Origin of the sequence: Parapedobacter tibetensis, assembly GCF_024704835.1 — a bacterium.
Taxonomy (GTDB): Bacteria; Bacteroidota; Bacteroidia; order Sphingobacteriales; family Sphingobacteriaceae; genus Parapedobacter; species Parapedobacter tibetensis.
Map to the genome: position 1 here is coordinate 1 of NZ_JAMXBE010000011.1, position 18,595 is coordinate 18,595.

Sequence of the window (18,595 nt, forward strand, 5' to 3'; positions counted from 1 at the left end):
AGTTTGATTTTTTGTTAGTACGTCTTTGGGAACGCCTGCCAGATCTGGCCAGACCGGTCGATCTTCAGGTTCCGGAGCAAATAGAGGAATTTATAATCAGCTCAGGTCCTTTTCAAGTAAGCGGCTGAATACGCTAACGATGAAATTAATTAATTTATCAAAAAAAATCTTAGTTTTTTTAGACGGTAAAAAATGTGAACATCAAAATAGAGCTGCCGGTGAGTTTTCAGTGGGATCCAAAAACGCAAATAATTCGTTTATCCTTTTGACGCTTTCAAACAACTGTCTTTTGCTTTTTCCTGTATTTCAAAAAAGCCACGAAATCCGACACCTCTTGCCTGAGATTAGCCGGTAAGGAACTGATTTCTGCAAATAATTGAACATCTGATATCGCATGATTTTGCTCAGCTTTACCGTTACTTGGTTTTGCACTTTTCGTTGGCACATCAATCAGATCATATGGAGTATTGAGTAAATTCTGATCCAAATGTAAGAACTCGGACAATTTGCGGATCATGCTTTTTGATAACCCTCGCTTTTTATTCAGTACTTCGGATACAATCCCGCTGCTTCCAATATACGGTTGCAGATCTTTTTGCTTCAACCCCATGTATTCCATTTTGAGTTTGATGATTTCTATGGGGTTGCCAACATCAATGTTGGCATTCTTATTTTCGTAAGCCTCGATCAAATCTGAAAGCAATTCAAACTGTTTTACGAGTTTTTCGTTTTCTTCAAACCCCTCCCGATCACCAAGCTCTTCCAACAAGGCTACCGCCTTATTGTACTCTTCTTCGTTTCTAAACATTTTCATTTTCATGGCTTTCATTTAAACATTTCTACAGTATACTGCTTGTTTAGTTTGCAAAGCTTTGAATATTCTGCGTGTGTACCGATCCACTTAACGTAAATCACGGATTGCTTCAATTTGGAGTGAAATTGATATTTAATGATGATCCGTATGTGATTTCCTTTAATGTCAATTACAGCGCGTTCGCCTCCGATAATATCTACAGCCTTTGCTCCAAACGATTCGACAATATCTTGGGGCTTTTCCCACGTTAGTGTTTTGACCAACGATACCCAAGCTTCGAGAGCGTCCTTTACTTTCGGATTTGTTTCGATATATTTACCTATCGAAGTAACTTTTACGATTCTAATCATGTTATTATGCCGATGATTTCGCTCTCGATTACAAAGGTAATAATTTACTCTCAAAACGAGAGGTTTTTTTGTGTTTTTTCAAATCCAGAAATTGTCTACAGGAAGTTTCCTACAACGCAAAAAAACCCGAGCCAATTTTAAGCTGGAATTGTGGAAGGCACATATTTCGCCGCTTCCAAAGTACTACTTCCCTATTTTGTCGCATATGCCCCGTTTAAACAATTAGGCATGTTTGTATCTTTGAAGTTAGTTAGGACGCTATGAAATCAATATATCTCCATCCGGCTCCCTGTATTGCAGAATACGTTCATGAATTGCTTATTATTGAAAACTTCCAATAAAAATATTTTCACCGGAATCGATATAGCAAGGAAGCACCACAAGCTGTATGACAGCCGACCGCCTACAGTTCATACAATTCGATAGGTAACCGGTCGGGGTCGTTAAAAAACGTAAACTTCTTTTGGGTATATTCATCAATCCGTATGGGCTCTACGGCTATATTACGGGAATCGAGGAAGGCAACCCATTCCGAAATGTTATCGACCCCAAAGGCAATATGCCGAAGCCCGGTTGCTTCGGGCCTGGTAGCCCGCGCCGGTGGATTGGGAAATGAAAACAACTCGATGAGGTATTGTCCATTCAAGGATAAATCCAATTTGAACGACTGGCGCTCTTTCCGGTACACTTCATTCACGACTGCAAACCCTAAAATTTCGGTATAAAATTTTTTAGAGACTTCGTAGTCCGTGCAGATAATGGCAATGTGATGCAGTTGGCTTATTTTCATCGGTATAAATTACTTTCAATGGTGATGAAGCTATCGTGATTTTATCTTTTCTGCTATGAGCCTTTGCAAAATCATGATGGTTCGTTTTTTCAAAAACCAAAAATGCAACTTCAGGACGAATAACTGAAGGAAACGTGAGGAAGGAATATTAAGTTAACGTTCTGGTGATATTCGAGATTTAACTTTGTGTAATGAACCCATGCTAACGCACTGGTTTTATCCAAGTTCTGTACAATGATTTCTACAGGCCTGCTGCGGCAAAACACTCCAACGGAAGAACGGGTTGGCTAATTATTTTGAACGTCAGTTCACCCCTGATTTTTTAGGGATATGCCTTAAGCCAGTTTATAAATAAATTCCTCTATCTCCGTTTGCCGTGCATTTGCAAAACCTTTGTCAGCGCCTATTTTGACAAAACCACATTTTTCCAAAACTTTTTGTGAACCGAAATTATCAAACGCTACTCGCCCAAAAACGGGTCTCGTCGTTTCAATCTCAAGAAGGTTCTTTAGTGCTTTTGTTGCAATTCCTTTTCCCCAAAAGTTTCTGTCTATCCAATAGGTAATTTCCGTATCACCTTCCATTATAAACTTCGCAACACTTCCTACGATGACATTGTCAACTATAATGGTCTGATTATTTACGGTTGGGTCGCTCAATAATTTTGTGTATTTAGTCAAATATGCCGTTTTGTCTGTCGGGTCTTTTGGTGTAAACGCAGCTAAATAATTCGCTTCTTTGTTAAGCTGAAACTGAAAGAAATTATCCAAGTCTGCAACTTCTGTTCGTCTAAGTTTTATGTTGAGTTTGTTTTTTGTCATTTTGTTTCGCGTGGTCGCTCGGTATTAACCCAAGGTACTAAAACCTCATCATCTTCAATATAGTGGGCCGTCGCTGCGGGTCAGCTTGCTCCGCAATATCCACTTCATCTATTTCATGGCATTAAGATAAATAAAATTTGTCAATTCATTTACAATTTATGATGGAAGTGAGTGGTGTAACAATGATATACAATCAATTCGCAAAGTCCCAATAGACCAGCACATTAGCGCCAATAGTGATATTAATGGCACCAATTGTTTATCCGATACTATTTTGATTGCTTATTTTTATTGCAGGAATGGTTTTTGGATACAACCTGATGTGATTTGGATACTTTTAATCAGGTTGCATGACGTAGCTTTGTTATAAATTAAAATAATGAATCTATGAGCAACATTAAAGAAGTGAAATTGGGCAGTCAGGGACTTACTGTACCAACGATTGGTCTGGGCTGTATGGGTATGACAACAGGGTTCGGGGTAGAAATATACGGAAAAGCAGATGAGAAAGAAGCGATTGCTACTATTCATCGTTCATTAGAGTTGGGCGGTAATTTTTTGGACACGGCGGATATATATAGTCCTTTTCTCAACGAACGGCTAATTGCAAAAGCCATTCAGGGAAACAGGGAGAAATACATTATAGCCACAAAATTCGGGTTTGAAATTGACGATAATGGACAAGCTACAGGTGCAATAAATGGCAGTAAAAGTTATGTAAAAAAAGCCGTAGAGCGTTCATTAAAAAATCTTGGTACGGATTATATTGACTTGTATTACCTGCATCGATTGGACACCAATTGAAGAGACCGTAGAAGCAATGGGCGAATTGTTTGGCGTGGAGGTTAACACCATCAATTATCACCTAAAAGAGATTTTTAAAAGCGGTGAACTCAAGGCAGATTCAGTTATTCGAAAAATTCGAATAACTGCCGATAACGGCAAAAAACACAAACGCTGAACGAAGAAAGGAAAGAAATAATACAGAAAAGTTCAGCATGGATACCTTGAAAAACACAGCGAAATAGCTTAACATTGGATCTATCCTATGGAGATGACCACCGAATATAAAAAACCTTAAACTGGCGTAAGGCATCAAAGGCCCGTGAGTGGGGTACCTTGTGCCTGACAATAAAACCAAGCGTGTAGCTTGATGGTCTGTATGAAGCCACAGGCTTCTTTTTATTGAGTGGATCCAAGTTAGGCCAGCCGCATTTCCCGACTCCTAAACTTGACCCAATGTCGGGCAGCGGCCTGTGCAAAGAGTGAAACATGCGGGCAAGTTATTAGATATACGGTTGTTGGATCACCTGATCATCACTAAAGAAAGGTACTGTTCATTCGCTGAAAAAGTGATCACTTCCGGATAAACTCACAGACCGCTTTCGTAAAAGTTGCATTATTCTCATAATACAACAAATGCCCACCGTCTATCTTCACTACTCTCTGATCTGGAAATTTGAATAACCGGTAATGATTGATCCCGATGGCATGGTCCCTTGTGCCGGTGATCACCAGCACGGGCAGCGAAAGTTTAGACGTCATGCCGGTAAAGTCCTGTGCATATTCAGGATAAACAACAGGCTTGGTGGTATCTAACAGCGGTACAACAATGGCCATTCCAAAGTCATTGGTACGGGGGTACTTATCATCGAGGCTGTCCAGTTTAATGATGGTTTGAATATCATCCGTCAGGAATTTGTAGCCGATGCGTTTTTGGCTCATTTCTTTCCTTACTGCCGTCATGGCCTGCAATAAGGAATCTTTATCCGTCCGCTGAACGATAGTGTCTTTATTTAGTAAGTGGTATCCATATTCCACCTGTTCCTTTATAGAGGTGGTGTTGAAAAAGTGAAGCGTTGAATTGGCCAGTATTAAACCATATACATGATCAGGATATTTCCTAGCATAATTGACGGCAATGATTCCGCCAAAGGAATGGCTGAGCAGGTATACTTTATCCAATTTCAGTCTCACCCTCAATTCTTCAATATCCTCCACCATTCTGTTTAAGCTGTAATCAGCGGCATTATGGGAGGAGCCGGAGCCACGCTGATCGTAATACACCATCGTCAAACATTGCTCAAGGGATTGACCGCCAATTTTTTCGAAAGAAAGAAAACCACCACCGGGGCCACCGTGAACAAAGATACAGGGGTAGCCCTGCCCTGCTACTTTAACCGCCAGCTGAATGGAATCACTGGTAAGGATGGTTGTATCCGCATTGGATAATTGAACATAGCTGGCTTTGGGTTGGCAAGCCGCTATGAGTAACAGGATCATTGCAAAAGGGATACGCATAAGCGGAATTTGGTTAAACTATAGCAAATATATGTTGGGTGTCCATGTTCGTGAGCAATTTATCAGTGAATAATAAGCCCCTAAACTTGTACCAGTGTTTGGGTGATTTAACCTACGCGGAACTGGTAAAACTCCGTGGGTACTGAAATCGCGTTTATGGCATACGGCATTCAAAATGATAGGTTCCAGAACCAATTTCCGATTTATTGGTCGTTTCCTTACCATCTTTCCATTCAGCAGCGGGCAAGGTTACCGTTGCTCGGGCATTCGCAGGGACCTCCACATCAAGCTTAAATAAGCCGTCTTCAATCTTCCAGGAGGAAGTAACCCATCCATAAGGCGTATTCAGTTCACCTGAAGCGCTGGTGATCCCACCACCAGGTTTCGGAACGAGGTTGATTTTTTTATACCCCGGAGCGGCAGGATCAGCATTGATACCCGCTATGTTCCTGTACATCCAATCGCCAATGGCGCCATAGGCATAGTGGTTGTATGAGTTCATATCAGGTGTTTGAAAACTTCCGTTGGGTTTGATACCGTCCCAGCGTTCCCATATGGTGGTAGCACCCATTTTAACCGGGTACAACCAAGAGGGATAGCTCTCCTGCATCAACAGGTCATAAGCCACTTGGATGTGGCCAAAACGTGTCAACACATGGCATAGGTAGGGCGTACCTAAAAACCCTGTAGTAAGGTGGTTGCCATAATCTTTTATGTTTCTCACCAGGCGGTCTGCCGCCGACACCCGTAGGTCTTCCGGCAGCATATCAAACTGCAATGCCAGTACATAGGCCGTTTGCGTGCCCGAAACCAGTCTACCGTTACTGGTCATGTATTCTTTTACAAAGGCTTCTTTGATGTGATTGAGCAATGCGGTGTACTCAGCTACATCTTCTTTTTTGCCCAATACTTGAGCGGCATTTATCAGTAACTGCGTGGAGTGTGCGTAAAAAGCCTGTGCAATTAGGTATTTATCGGTCACGGCAGCTCTGCCATCATTGTCGTCATCCGGACGGTAGAATAACCAGTCGCCAAAATGGAACCCGGTGTTCCAAAGGTTATCCTTAGCCACGGATGTCATATAACCAACCCAATTTTTCATGCTTTCATATTGCACTTCCAGCAAACGCTTGTCCCCATATGCCACATACATATCCCAGGGAATGATCGTGGATGCGTCGGCCCATCCGGCAGACCCACCATCATTCGCGCCCAGCACATTAGGGATCACATGCGGAATCGATCCATTAGGCTGTTGGTCTGCCCTTACATCGTGAAGCCACTTGGTAAAGAAACCGGCCACGTCCATATTGTAGGCCGCCGTATTAGCAAAGGCCTGCGCATCGCCGGTCCAGCCCAAGCGTTCATCACGTTGCGGACAATCGGTAGGTACATCCAGAAAATTACCTTTTTGCCCCCATTGAATGTTGTGCTGCAACTGGTTGAGCATGGGATTGGAAGTAACGAATTTACCAGTAATTGCCATCTCTGAATAGAGGGCAACAGCGGTTAGGTCTTCTGCACGGACCTCACCTGGATACCCCTCCACCTTCACATACCGGAACCCCTGAAAAGTAAAATGAGGTTCGAATACCTGATCGGTATTTTCGTTAAGTATGTAGGTATTTTGTGCTTTCGCCGATCTCAGGTTTTCGGTGTAGAAGTTTCCTTCCTTGTCCAGCACTTCTGCATGGCTTAGCGTGATTTTGGTACCGGAAGGGCCCCTTGCTTTGAGCATTACCCATCCAACAAGGTTTTGCCCAAAATCAACCACCGTTTCTCCTTTAGGGGTTTTAAATATCTTTAAGGCCTTAAACTCCTCATGCTTTTTGACCATGGGGCCACTCATACCGACCAGTTGCTCTGATCCCTTTTCAAGAATCCGGACATTTACCCATGAACTGTCTTCTGTATACCCTGCGGCCGACCAACCAGCCTTCTCCTTCCTCGCATCATAGATCTCCCCGTCATAAATATCAGACGCCAGTATCGGGCCGTATGAGGTCTTCCAACTTTCGTCCGTGTCAATCGATTCCCTGGTCCCATCGGTATATTCGACTTCCAATTGCATCAGTAAAGCCCTGGTATCGCCATAAAAATTCTGCTGACCTGCAAAACCTATTCTTCCCTTGTACCAGCCATTGCCCAGCGTTACGCCTATCGTGTTTGCGCCATTTTTCAAATCAGCCGTCACATCATAAACCTGATATTGAAGGTGATTCTTGTAGCTGGTCCAACCTGGCGCAAAGTAGGCATCACTAATGCGCTGTCCGTTGATATTTACTTCATATAAACCCTTCGCTGTGATGTAAGCCAATGCGGATTTGATTTTCTTTTTCAAGGCAAACTCTTTTCTGAACAACGGGCTTCTCACTGAAGTATCCTTGCCATTCACTGAAATCCACTGAGCAGTCCAGTCTATGGCTTTCAGACCTGTCTGCCAAAACTGAACACTGCTCCATGCAGAGGTATTGCCATGATTGTCCTTAACCCTAACCTGCCAGAAATAGTGTTTTTTTGATTGCAATGCAGGTCCTGCGTAAGGAATAAGTACCGACTTGTCTGATTTGGCAGCACCTTCCCATACGATCGCCTTTCCCGATGTCAGCCCATTTTTATCTGTGCCAACCCTGATTTCATAGGCAGTCTGCTGTGTGTTTTTTAATGGTGATAGGAGCTTCCAGCTCAATCTTGGTGCAGGGGCATCTATAGCTAAGGGATTATTGAGGTGCTCAACCCTAAGGTCACTCACATGGAGTTTCTGAGCCAAGCACGTAAAACTTGGCATGATCAATAATGCTAAAAGAAAACTCTTGATGGAAACGTTGCTCATGTAACATATAATTGGATCATACTAGTATCCGTAACATTTTTTGGATTAGTATCATGCACTATCCTGTATTTTTGGAAACAATGATGTCTGATCCACCAGGCGTTTATTTTACCATGGGCAAGTATTTAGCACGATTATCTATAATTACCCAAAGGTTTATCGCCAATAGTATCAAGGGGATTAGCAGGGTAGCCGGATCATGTGTCATGTGGTGGACAATAATCCCTACCATTATTGGAAAAATGACAATGGCGCCCAAAGCCCTGTATTTGGGGATAGCAATCAGGATGCCTCCCAGGATTTCCCCAATGGCTATCAAAGGGAGCACCCACTCAATGGTGCCGAATGCTCCAAAGATGGTCATCTGCTCGGGTGTGAGCTCCGGCATTGGCATGTAATTAAAAAGTTTGTTTAATCCTGAATTGACCATCATCAAACCGAAGAGGATGGTTAGTACCAATAAGATTTTCTGTTTCATAATTTTACATTTTTCCTTGGTTAAACTTTTATTGTTGATATACAAAAATAAGTATTCTTGTCAGATAACCTAATAGGCTAACAAGAAACGAGCAGCCGGGGAAGCCGGCCGGCAGGGTTCCTCTGCAAACTAGTCGTAATCTGAAAGCCTCACGGCAAACACGCAGCGGTTTTCTCGGCCGTATTGGGAAGTTTCGTATTCGGTCAGGTTCCAGAGATATCCGGTACTTTTTTCGAGGTACAGATCTTCGGCCCCATGTGGCCATCGCCAGCGGTATCCGGCATTGTCACCATCGGTATAACGCACCAGTCGCGCCGTGGAACCCTCGTACTGGCTTTTGCCTGTGACGGCCATAAAGGTAGTGGTAGCTTTCCGGTATACCCCTTGTATGTTATACACGGGCCCGTTGTTGCCCGTTTCGTTATCTTTGGGGGCGACCATCTCCGGGCTTGGACTGGAGGCAATCTGACCGGAAGCGTTGAGCGGAAAGCCAAATACCTTGGGAGTTCCCCCTGTCGAAGTCGTGATGTACTGACCTGTCCACAGGCCATCCCCAGAACCCGGGCCGTCGCCTACGGCGATGCAGGAGAATGGCGAGGCATTCCTAATTCTATAATAGCCTGTTTGGGGTACAATATAGCGGTAATCGAATGCCTGAAGTGTTCCATCAGTATTCCTGCCAATGCGGTTTTTAGTGGCATCCCCGGAAGCGGGGATTATTTTATTCAAATCGAAAACCCGTATCCCAAGGCTGGTAGACGCCACATAAATTTTCTGGTTATAATAAGCCACCCCTCCAGCATGGACACGTACAGGCGCAAAATCACCCAACTGTTGGTACCCGTCTGATCCATTGTAAAAACCATTGTTTATATCCTGTACCAACAGCAGATGGCGATACGTGATATTGTTCATATTGGTGATATCGACCAATGATATCCGGACGCCTTTATGAGCGTACGACTCCCTGCCATACCAAGTGACAAGCAGGAACCGCTTTCCTCCCCATTGAAATCCCGTGATGCCCTGCGGCCTCCATTCTTCCGTATCCTGGTCGCCCTTATTCCATTTGAACCCAGCAGCCTGCCTGTTGGCCGGGATGTTAAATCCGTACACCGCGTTGTACCCGCTGGTGGTACCCACACGGTTCAGGTTTACCTGTGTCGGCGTCTGGAAGCCATAAGAAGATAGGCTGGAGACAAAATTGCTTTCATCGGTGTAGGCAACGGAAACATCCGGTGCAGGAACGGCAGCAAGTAGGGAACTTTGGTCCAAGGCATTTGTCTCGCCGATCATTTCTTCTAAGTGCTCGTCGGTGGAGCAGGCACACAACAGGAAGATCCAAAGGCATGCCGCAAGGTAGTGCAGAGGTCTCATGGTTATATTTTTTGGTTAACCAAATATAGGAACAATTCGCCATGGGACAACATTAATTTTCAGTTAAAAACACCGGTCAATATCAGCACTTGGCTATACCGGCAATCACACCTCCATCAAAAATTCCGTTAGGTTTTTTTCGGTCGGCAGGTTGAGTTTTTTGCGTAGTCGGTAACGCCTGATTTCTACACCTCGGGTGGTGATGTTGAGTAGGGAGGCAATTTCCTTGCTACTCATGTTCATGCGGAGGTAAGCGCATAATTTGAGGTCATTGGGCACCAAGTCTGGGTAATCCGTTTTTAGTTTCTTAAAGAAGTTTTCATGTGCCTCATTGAAGCTGTCTTCAAAGAGGTTCCAGTCGCGTTCGTCGCTGCGCGCATCCTCGATGATTTTATTGATTTTTCGGAGCTGCTCACCAGATAGTTTCCGGCCATCGGCATCCTTAAGCCCCAGCATTTCATCATGCACATTATTGAGCAGCTCGTTTTTGTATACAATATTCATCGCTGAATTGGCGAGCTCCCTATTCTTACTGGCCAACTCCTGCTCCAGCTGCTCATTCTTAAGTTTGATGAGCCGCTGCTCGTTTTCTTCGGCCTCCTTCTTTAATAGCTCCTGTTGCTGCCGCGTCATCTTTTCTTGCACAAGCCTACGATGCTTCTGTATTTTATACCGATACCAATTGCGCCCCCCGATGCATAGAAGTAAAAACAGCATGATATATATGGTGAGTGCTCCCCAAGATAGGTACCATGGTGGCAAGACTGTAAATTTGAAATCGGCAATAGCTGAGCGCGTACCATCTGCGGTCATAGCCCGTACCTTAAAGGTATAATCCCCGTGCCTTAAATTGGTAAATTCCTTTTGTGCGGCCTCGCTCCATTCAGACCAAGTGCGCGAATACCCTTCTAAATAAAATTGGTATCGCAAGGGGGTGGCACTATACCATGGCATTGCATAGCTAATGCGGAGATTATTGTGTCGATATGGAATCTCCGGAGATGCGTCAATGATGTACCATCCGCCTAAAAGACTATCCGTAATATTCTGCACCGTGCGAATAAGCGGGATAGGCAATCGGGAAGGTCTAACGCTGGAATCCGGTGCTTGGTAAATGGCAAATCCGTCATCGAGGCTCATCAGGTACATATTGTCATTGACCCGATTAATGCTTTCATGAAATTTCATCATTCGACCATTAAGGGTGGCAAATTGGGTAGAATCTACCTGTATCTCTCCTTTCTGCCTAAAATGAACCAATGAAACCCGTGCCCGATTGATGAACCAATAGCGATTGGTATCGGCGTGTATAATTTTGTTGGAGAATGCAAAAGACCCCAATTGCTTATTCAATTGGTCATATCGATAGAATCGATCTGTGATATCATCGAATCGGTAAAAACCGCTATCCGTAGCAAACACTGGACTTCCCGCTAAATTGAACACATTTACAAACATGCTCCGGGGCAGGCCTTGGGTTGAGTCATAGGTATGTACCTGCTGAACTTCCTTAAACTGCTTATCGAGCGTGAGTAATCGAAGTCCTTTATAGCCGCTGGCCCACACTTTGGTATCTGAGATGGGTTCAATGAACTGTGTAGGGTCATTATACCTAGCAATACGGTGTGAAAACCGCCAACCTTGCCCTGCATTATGGAAAACGGCCAACCCTGTATAGTTGCCTTGTAATAAGGTGTTTGGTTGGTTAGCCAACTGCCTGAATGTCCATCCACCCGTTACGGATGACAATTTCACCAGCTTATTACCCAATACCTTATAGGTCCCATCGTTATGTCCACAGAGGAGCTCCCCATCCGCGACCGTGAGGTCCCACACTTGTCCCTGTGATCCGGCTACCAAGGCAAAGTTGAATGGACGATAGGCATCGCCAGATGACCAGGGGCTATAAAACAACCCTTGATTGGTGCCCAAATAGATGTTGCCTCCAAATATACGGGCGGCATAGACTGTACCGATGCTTCCACTATTATCCGCATAATAATAAAGTGGGGCATTGATCTCAATCCGGTCAATGCCATTATCGAGCCCCATCCAGATGTTTTGTTGAAGATCCATATTGATGCCCAGTACCGTATTGTTTTGCAAGCCGTTTCCTTTATGAAGGTGCTGCACAATATGGCCTACTTGATCCATAATGACCAAACCTTGGAGTATGGTACCGAAAGCATAATAGTGATCAAGCACCTTAAGACCGTTATTGAGTTGGGCGGCCTTCAGTAAGTCGTCAGCTGCGTTTTGCCATTTGCGGATGGTGGCAATACTGTCCATCAGGAACAAGCCTTCCTTGGATGTGCCAATAAGAATCTGCCCGTCTGCGAAGGGCAACATGGTCAGGATGTTTGCTCCAGCCAATAGGTCTTTATCAGCCACGGGTTCCAGCTTATCCTCCTTCAATTCATGGAGACCGGAAGGAATCAGCTCGATAAATATCCGTCCGTATACTTGATGCACGAATAGGAAAGGTTGACCGCCGCCTTTGATGATACGCAGCGAGTTGTTTTCATAGAGGTATAGGGTAGAAAACGATTGGAAGATGACGCGGTCGCCATCGATGATGATTTTCCATACCTCATCCTTGATCTGCTCTTCACTGCCCAATAACCGGCTCACCGAATGATAACGCATTTGCCCGTATCCGGAATCTTCCCAATACCCAAATTCAGCCAATCCTCCTGTATACACCCTACCCGCACTGTCCACAGCTACGCTCCTCACCGTGCTTTTATTCGGGAGGTAATGCAGTGCCCAATATTGTCCATCAAAAACTAATAGGCCGTCGGCATTGGCTACATACATGATGCCATTGGCCCCGGTGGCCACTGCCCAGTTTTGGTTCCCGGCCTTGTAATCTGATTTCGTGTACTGCTGCACCAAGGGAGAGCCTATCCGCTGGATTTCCTGCCCATACGCTTGGATGAGGGCTAAATAAATAATTATGAATATCGTTGCAATTGATGGTTTACACATATCGATCAGCATCACGAATGCATGCAAACTTAAGGATTTCATTCCTTATTTGTGATTTTATAAAAAAATGCCGCCGCTGATTCACATCGGCGGCGGCGAACCACAAATTTATATGCCCAAACACACTAAGGCATATTTACACGGCTTTTTTCCTCACTTTGGGTGTCGCTACGGCGGGCGCCGTTTTTTATGTTCCCAAAGTTGTAGGTAAGGGTAAGCCGCACAACCCTTGTCTCGTTTTTCTGATTAATTATCGTATTCATGCTTGCATAATTTGTACGCACATCTTGAATACGGGTATCGAAAATATCGCTCACGGATAGCTTCAAATTGGCCTTCTTATTGTAAAAGGACTTACTTAGCCCTGCGTCTATAGACCATTGTGCTCCTATATGATAAATGCTATAAATCAATGATGATCGATAGTTGCTTGAAGTTTCGGCCGTAAAGGTTGGCAAGATAGTAAATGTTTGGTTACTGCGCAATTGCCATGCAAATTTTCCTTGCTTCAGGTATTGCCCATTTAATGGGCCCTCAAAGCTCATATAAAAGGCATTGATGTTGGTGCTGGTATTCCAAAACTTGGTTATTTTCACAGGTATATTTAAATTACTATGCCATATCTCTTGTTTTGCAAGGTTATCCCGACTAACCCATGTCCTTTTTGTTTCCAGATTTTGGTTCATTGATTCGGCAATAACATCATTGGTACGACTATAGCCAGCGCTCAAATGATACCGCTGCATCAAGGTATAGGTAAAATCGAAGGCGTGGGTATACTCTGGCTTGAGGTACGGATTGCCCTGCTCAGATGTATATTGGTCAAGAAAATATTCGAAGGGATTGAGATTTCCATAGTTGGGCCTATTGATCCGCTTGCTGTAAGATATGCCTGTTTGATGGTTATCTGATATGCTGTAATTAACAAACAGACTGGGAAAGAAATCGATATAGTCGCGTTGTATACGGTTTTGCAGGGTTATGGAATTGCCATCAGATATCGTGTATTCACTACGCAGCCCTGCTTGGAAACCCCACTTGCCCAGCTTAGTGCTGTAATTGGCATAAGCGGCAGCTACCTGCTCCTCATATAGAAAGTGGTTGGTACGACCCACATCGTTTTGCCAGGCCCCATCTACCTGATTTTCAAACCGCATATCATTGTCTGACGCCACATTGCTGTATTTTATGCCCGCCTCTATTTTATTGTCTTTGCCAAACGGATGCGTATAATCAACCTTGGCCACACGGATATTGATGATGGTGGGCATGTCGCTCCGTGACAGTAGCGGAGTGTCTTTCATATCACCCGATGGTAGGTATAGCGTATTGTTGTAGTTGGCTTTGTTCTGGTTAGAAAAACGTGATATGTCCACATCAGCCACCAGTTTTCTGCCAGTGGTATCGATGGTAAACTGATTGTTGACGTTTACTGCAAAACTCCTATAGCTTCCATCAAAAATCGATGTCGTAGCCAAGGTGGAATCTGGAGAAGCGACGGTTCTACCTATCAAGGTGTTGCTCGAATTATTATTGTCATTACCGCTTGCATATCCGCTCAGCAAGATGCCAAGTACGTTTCTATTCGACGTATTGTAGTCCAGTCCAGCTCGATAGTTATGGCTACGATTTTGACGGTTAAAATCCGTGTATTGCTGGAAATCCGTATTGACGTTTTCCTTCATTAACGAACGGAAAATATCAAACTCATTGCCCCCTCTGTTATTCATGTAGCTATACGTACCAAATGCATTCAGCCGACCCGCCTTATGGTTAAGATTGAGGGAGGTATTGGCCTTATGGCCAAAGCCATATCCAGTTCCCATGGTCAACGTGCCGTTAGTCCCTGCCAGCCGGTTTTTCTTGAGCACAATATTGATCATACCGGCTGTTCCGGAAGCATCGTATTTGGATGAAGGCGTAGTAATCAGTTCGATGGACTTGATGGAATTGCCATCCGTGCTTCGGAGGAGGTTGGCCAGCTGCTCAGCGGATAGGTAAGTTTGCTTGCCATCTATCATCACCGTGACACCTTGTTTTCCCATCAGGCTGATATTGTCATCCTTATCCACCGTGACACCGGGTGAACGCTCAAGGATATCCATGGCGGTATTGCCCGCGGCTAACGTAGAATTTTCTACATTGACCACCAACATGTCTGGCTTGCGTTCTATAAGCGGACGTTGGGGAGCATCAACCGCCACTTCTGCCAATACCGTATTCACAGCATTGAGTAGCAGAGGTTTGAGTTTTTTCGTGGTGCTTTCAGTAGTTATCTCCACGATCTCGCTGATTGCATCGTCATAACCGACAAGTATTGCTGAAACTAAGTATTTGCCTTGCGGAATGCCCTGGAACTGGAAGTTCCCCTCTTCATCTGGAAAGATAGTCTTCACTACGGATGAATCTTTCGCATTCAATAAATTTATCGTCGCCAAATCGAGAGGTGCTTTTTGCTCGTCGATGACTCGACCTGCAATGGAAGCCTGCTGGGCATAGGCCGCTGCCATCAGCGAAGTGGTGACAATAACTGTTATAATGATGTAGAAAATAGTCTTCATTCGTTTCGTTACATTGCCTTTTGTGGGCTTGTACCACACAGATTTCATGTTTGTTTATTCGTAAGACATGAAATCTTCCCCAATTAAAAAACCTGGGGTTTTTTAATTACTTGCAAATCTGCCTTTTATATTTAAGCTTGGCTCTTTTAAGAATATACGGCAATATGATGTTTGCTCAGTTTCTGCTTTGTCTTCGTGCTATTATTTTGTGTTTGCTATATGACGCATCTACCTGTCAAAAAGTTGCATCAATCCACTAATTTTTTTGCACGGTATCAATATTGATCGTTCTTTCTTCATCGATCGTTTCTTCTTCAATGGGTGGCGGGATAACAGCACATTTTAATCCTGATTCGGTCATGGTCCACTCGGTTTTGTCGGGCCTGTCACCATCCGGATAGTTATAATTGTCTTCACACTGGTTGAATGGCAAATCCCAAATATGACGCTGCAAATCCCTATCGATGATGAGGGTTGCCCCCACAGGCATATTCAATTTGAGATATAACTGTTGGTGGCGCATCAGGTCGTTGCCATCGATATTGAAATGGCTATCGAATATCAATTTCCCTCCAAGTTGTTGGAATTGATAATCAATCCGTCCGGCGCGTTCAGCAGCGCGTTCGTAGGTGGCGCCATGCGCGGAATATTCATAGGTGATGGATGGTTCTTGCGTGGCGTCTACTTTGACAATGCGCATATGCATCCTACTGTGCCCCTCCAACACATTGTGGTTGCGGATAATTGCACGTTGCCGAATTCGAGATATGCGATCTGCACTATCGGTTTGCAGCCGGATGACCGTCAAGTCGTTTTTTGACAAATGGTATACCTCTTGTTTTTCCAAGGGGCGTTCTTCAACTACTGTGCTCTCCTCCCGGAAATCATTCAATGTACGGGTGCCATATACCGTGGTGAAACCCACGGCAATTAACCAAGCCACCAACATGGTAAAGCCCGTGTATTGCCCGATAACACTTTTATTGAATAAGATGCGGATAATTAACGCGACCAATGCGAGGAACGGGATAATAGCTACAAACAAGGCACTGACCAGCATGGGTGTGCGGAAGTCGGGCTCAATGACATTGAGCGGAAACATGGCCATCCCATTTTCACTGCCTAGAAAGCCGAAACTGGCAACAATGGCAATAAGCAATGTGATCAATCCGCCGCACATCCCCATAATCACCAGCACGCCTAGCACTTTCGCCAATACGACAAATGCCCTAACGAAAAAATTCCCAGCCGAGTTCAGCCCGCTCTTAAGACCTTCCTCGGCGCCGGTAAAATTTGTACGGAGGCCCTCCATCTCCTCCTGAAAGCTGCGCTTGAAATTCTGTAGGTTGGGCGCCTCGCCCCGCATAGCCATGCGGTCTGCGCGGGTCTTGGCTACGGGCATCACAATCCAAAGGATGATGTACAGCAGAAAGCCTGTGCCACCAAAGATGAAGAGCAGCACAAGGATGAGACGTATCCATCTGGCCTCGATGTCAAAATAGTGCCCCAAACCGCTACATACCCCACCGAATACCTTGTCATCGGGGTCGCGCATTAGCTTGCGTTGTCCGCTCATTGGGGGCATATCATAAGCAGCCTCGGTGGAATCTTCTTCTGGCTCACCCGTCTCAAAGTCGCTCACACGACCCATCTGCGCAATCACTTCGCTTACATCCTGCATCGCAATCACCTCTTTCTTGCCCTGTACGATACGCTCGTTGAACATTTCTGCAATCCGGTTTTCGATATCGCCTACGATCTCATGGCTGTCTGCCGTGTGTCCAAAGTGCTTCTTCACATCGATCATATAGGATCGGAGCACTTCATAGGCATCCTCCTCAATATGGAATACGATGCCGTTTATATTAATGATGATGGTCCTGTTCATTTTCTTGTGGTTTTATGTTTTAATTTGATGATTCTGTTGTTTGTTTATCACGGCCTTCCATCGAAGTTTGTACGGCAAAGACCAATTCTTCCCATGTGGTATCCAGCCTAATGAGCACCTCCAACCCTGCCGGGGTTATTTGGTAGTACTTGCGGGGAGGCCCCGATGTGGATTCTTTCCACACATAACTGAGGAGTCCATTATTTTTAAGCCGGGTAAGCAGAGGATATAAGGTACCCTCTACCACCAACAGTCGCGCTTTCTTAAGCTCGCCGATGATGTCTGAGGCATATATCTCGCCTCGCGAGATAATGGAAAGAATACAGTATTCGAGTATCCCCTTCCTCATTTGGGTTTGCGTGTTATCTACTATCATAATACAAAGATATATGTTTTACTTTATACTATGCAATACATAGTAGTATATAAGATCATAATTTGTTGATTATGAGTTAGAAAAATTTTAAAATCATTTGTTGTGTTTGGTCGTAGGTATTACTTGTAATCAAATCTGGGGGACTGGTAAAGCAAGATTCATATGATAAATAAGCAACGACTTCGAATTGGCCAACCAAGGTGCTCTTGTAGATCGCAATTGAAGTAAGTCTGCTATCAACTTATGTAACCGTATGGCCCATAAGGCTGCTTAGTTGGTTTTCATCGGTGAGATCGAGCCGTAAGGGAGTAATCGAAACCAAATTGTTTTCCATCGCCCAACGGTCGGTGTTTTCCTCAGCTGGCTCTAAGGGCATTACCGTAAACCAATAATGTTTTCGCCCCATGGGATCCGTACCGGGCACGATTTTGCCATCGTAAAACCGAACCGATTGCCTTGTCCACCTGATGCCCGATGGATACCGAGGGAAGTTTACATTGTATAATGCGGTTTCATCGGGATTTTCAAGCAACAGTGTCAATGTTTTTTCAACATAAGGTGTCAATAATTCAAAATCTGGCTCCGATTCACCTACCGGAGTGCTCAATGCAATTCCTTTTTTTCCCAATAATACAGCTTGCTTAGCAGCGGCCAACGTGCCCGAATGCCACATGGAATTTCCGAGATTAGGCCCCATATTGATGCCGGATAAGACAACTTGTATACCGCCGCGAAGATGCATCCCCAATGCAACACAATCTGCCGGAGTGCCATTGACTCGATAAGCTTCCATACCATCAAATGCAATGGGGGCTTTTTTATAGGTCAATGGGCGTGAATGGGTAACAGCGTGTCCCATGGATGACTGCTCTACATCTGGTGCCACAACGACCACTTCTCCAAAACCTATTGCAATCTTTGCTAATGCGTGTATTCCTGGGCTGTATATGCCATCATCGTTGGTTACTAAAATCCTCATAATCTATCTTTTACACGTATTACGTTATGGTTGTTTTTT

15 protein-coding genes are annotated in these 18,595 nt (G+C 44.5%); 2 read left to right on the top strand and 13 right to left on the bottom strand.

Going from position 1 to position 18,595, the window contains the following annotated elements; all coding sequences use genetic code 11:
- Nucleotides 1–274: 274 nt before the first annotated feature.
- The 4 genes from NF543_RS16710 to NF543_RS16725 all read right to left on the bottom strand — a co-directional run bounded on the left by NF543_RS16710 (nt 275) and on the right by NF543_RS16725 (nt 2,775).
- The gene (locus NF543_RS16710; RefSeq protein ID WP_257669322.1) at nt 275–814 is read right to left on the bottom strand and encodes a hypothetical protein; all 540 of its coding nucleotides are present in this window, start codon (nt 812–814) and stop codon (nt 275–277) included.
- Nucleotides 815–825: 11 nt separating this feature from the next.
- Nucleotides 826–1,164, bottom strand: a complete 339-nt coding sequence (locus NF543_RS16715) for a type II toxin-antitoxin system HigB family toxin (RefSeq protein ID WP_257669323.1) — start codon at nt 1,162–1,164, stop codon at nt 826–828.
- A gap of 403 nt (nt 1,165–1,567) precedes the next feature.
- On the bottom strand, nt 1,568–1,954 hold the full coding sequence (gloA2, locus tag NF543_RS16720; protein WP_257669324.1) for an SMU1112c/YaeR family gloxylase I-like metalloprotein: 387 nt from the start codon (nt 1,952–1,954) through the stop codon (nt 1,568–1,570).
- 335 nt (nt 1,955–2,289) lie between these two features.
- Nucleotides 2,290–2,775: a GNAT family N-acetyltransferase gene (locus tag NF543_RS16725; RefSeq protein ID WP_257669325.1), complete on the bottom strand. Its 486-nt coding sequence runs from the start codon at nt 2,773–2,775 to the stop codon at nt 2,290–2,292.
- 387 nt (nt 2,776–3,162) lie between these two features.
- On the opposite strand from NF543_RS16725, the gene NF543_RS16730 reads away from it, so the two are divergent.
- Nucleotides 3,163–3,579, top strand: coding sequence for an aldo/keto reductase (locus tag NF543_RS16730; protein WP_257669326.1), 417 nt, complete (start codon nt 3,163–3,165; stop codon nt 3,577–3,579).
- Between the two features lie 461 nt (nt 3,580–4,040).
- On the top strand, nt 4,041–4,145 hold the full coding sequence (locus NF543_RS25570; RefSeq protein ID WP_373275017.1) for a JAB domain-containing protein: 105 nt from the start codon (nt 4,041–4,043) through the stop codon (nt 4,143–4,145).
- On the opposite strand, the gene NF543_RS16735 is transcribed toward NF543_RS25570, so the two are convergent.
- The 9 genes from NF543_RS16735 to surE all read right to left on the bottom strand — a co-directional run bounded on the left by NF543_RS16735 (nt 4,132) and on the right by surE (nt 18,556).
- The gene (locus tag NF543_RS16735; RefSeq protein ID WP_257669327.1) at nt 4,132–5,076 is read right to left on the bottom strand and encodes an alpha/beta fold hydrolase; all 945 of its coding nucleotides are present in this window, start codon (nt 5,074–5,076) and stop codon (nt 4,132–4,134) included. The genes NF543_RS25570 and NF543_RS16735 overlap by 14 nt on opposite strands.
- Nucleotides 5,077–5,230: 154 nt before the next feature.
- Nucleotides 5,231–7,864 (bottom strand): family 78 glycoside hydrolase catalytic domain, encoded by a 2,634-nt coding sequence (locus tag NF543_RS16740; protein WP_257669328.1) that lies wholly within the window; start codon nt 7,862–7,864, stop codon nt 5,231–5,233.
- A gap of 148 nt (nt 7,865–8,012) precedes the next feature.
- Nucleotides 8,013–8,387 (bottom strand): DoxX family protein, encoded by a 375-nt coding sequence (locus NF543_RS16745; RefSeq protein ID WP_257669329.1) that lies wholly within the window; start codon nt 8,385–8,387, stop codon nt 8,013–8,015.
- 129 nt (nt 8,388–8,516) lie between these two features.
- Complete coding sequence (locus NF543_RS16750) at nt 8,517–9,764, bottom strand: hypothetical protein (RefSeq protein ID WP_257669330.1); 1,248 nt, start codon at nt 9,762–9,764, stop codon at nt 8,517–8,519.
- A 105-nt stretch (nt 9,765–9,869) separates the two neighbouring features.
- On the bottom strand, nt 9,870–12,794 hold the full coding sequence (locus NF543_RS16755) for a triple tyrosine motif-containing protein (RefSeq protein ID WP_257669331.1): 2,925 nt from the start codon (nt 12,792–12,794) through the stop codon (nt 9,870–9,872).
- Between the two features lie 83 nt (nt 12,795–12,877).
- A complete protein-coding gene (locus NF543_RS16760) occupies nt 12,878–15,313 on the bottom strand; it encodes a TonB-dependent receptor (RefSeq protein ID WP_257669332.1) in 2,436 nt (811 codons plus the stop codon).
- Nucleotides 15,314–15,569: 256 nt separating this feature from the next.
- The gene (locus tag NF543_RS16765; RefSeq protein ID WP_257669333.1) at nt 15,570–17,201 is read right to left on the bottom strand and encodes a PspC domain-containing protein; all 1,632 of its coding nucleotides are present in this window, start codon (nt 17,199–17,201) and stop codon (nt 15,570–15,572) included.
- 19 nt (nt 17,202–17,220) lie between these two features.
- Nucleotides 17,221–17,577, bottom strand: a complete 357-nt coding sequence (locus NF543_RS16770) for a PadR family transcriptional regulator (RefSeq protein WP_257669334.1) — start codon at nt 17,575–17,577, stop codon at nt 17,221–17,223.
- Nucleotides 17,578–17,818: 241 nt separating this feature from the next.
- The gene (surE, locus tag NF543_RS16775) at nt 17,819–18,556 is read right to left on the bottom strand and encodes a 5'/3'-nucleotidase SurE (protein WP_257669335.1); all 738 of its coding nucleotides are present in this window, start codon (nt 18,554–18,556) and stop codon (nt 17,819–17,821) included.
- Between the last annotated feature and the right edge of the window lie 39 nt (nt 18,557–18,595).

Coding starts and splice junctions, on each gene's coding strand:
- NF543_RS16710 (WP_257669322.1), bottom strand. CDS start 814: ATGAAAATGTTTAGAAACGAAGAAGAGTACAATAAGGCGGTAGCCTTG.
- NF543_RS16715 (WP_257669323.1), bottom strand. CDS start 1,164: ATGATTAGAATCGTAAAAGTTACTTCGATAGGTAAATATATCGAAACA.
- gloA2 (WP_257669324.1), bottom strand. CDS start 1,954: ATGAAAATAAGCCAACTGCATCACATTGCCATTATCTGCACGGACTAC.
- NF543_RS16725 (WP_257669325.1), bottom strand. CDS start 2,775: ATGACAAAAAACAAACTCAACATAAAACTTAGACGAACAGAAGTTGCA.
- NF543_RS16730 (WP_257669326.1), top strand. CDS start 3,163: ATGAGCAACATTAAAGAAGTGAAATTGGGCAGTCAGGGACTTACTGTA.
- NF543_RS16735 (WP_257669327.1), bottom strand. CDS start 5,076: ATGCGTATCCCTTTTGCAATGATCCTGTTACTCATAGCGGCTTGCCAA.
- NF543_RS16740 (WP_257669328.1), bottom strand. CDS start 7,864: ATGCCAAGTTTTACGTGCTTGGCTCAGAAACTCCATGTGAGTGACCTT.
- NF543_RS16745 (WP_257669329.1), bottom strand. CDS start 8,387: ATGAAACAGAAAATCTTATTGGTACTAACCATCCTCTTCGGTTTGATG.
- NF543_RS16750 (WP_257669330.1), bottom strand. CDS start 9,764: ATGAGACCTCTGCACTACCTTGCGGCATGCCTTTGGATCTTCCTGTTG.
- NF543_RS16755 (WP_257669331.1), bottom strand. CDS start 12,794: ATGAAATCCTTAAGTTTGCATGCATTCGTGATGCTGATCGATATGTGT.
- NF543_RS16760 (WP_257669332.1), bottom strand. CDS start 15,313: ATGAAGACTATTTTCTACATCATTATAACAGTTATTGTCACCACTTCG.
- NF543_RS16765 (WP_257669333.1), bottom strand. CDS start 17,201: ATGAACAGGACCATCATCATTAATATAAACGGCATCGTATTCCATATT.
- NF543_RS16770 (WP_257669334.1), bottom strand. CDS start 17,577: ATGATAGTAGATAACACGCAAACCCAAATGAGGAAGGGGATACTCGAA.
- surE (WP_257669335.1), bottom strand. CDS start 18,556: ATGAGGATTTTAGTAACCAACGATGATGGCATATACAGCCCAGGAATA.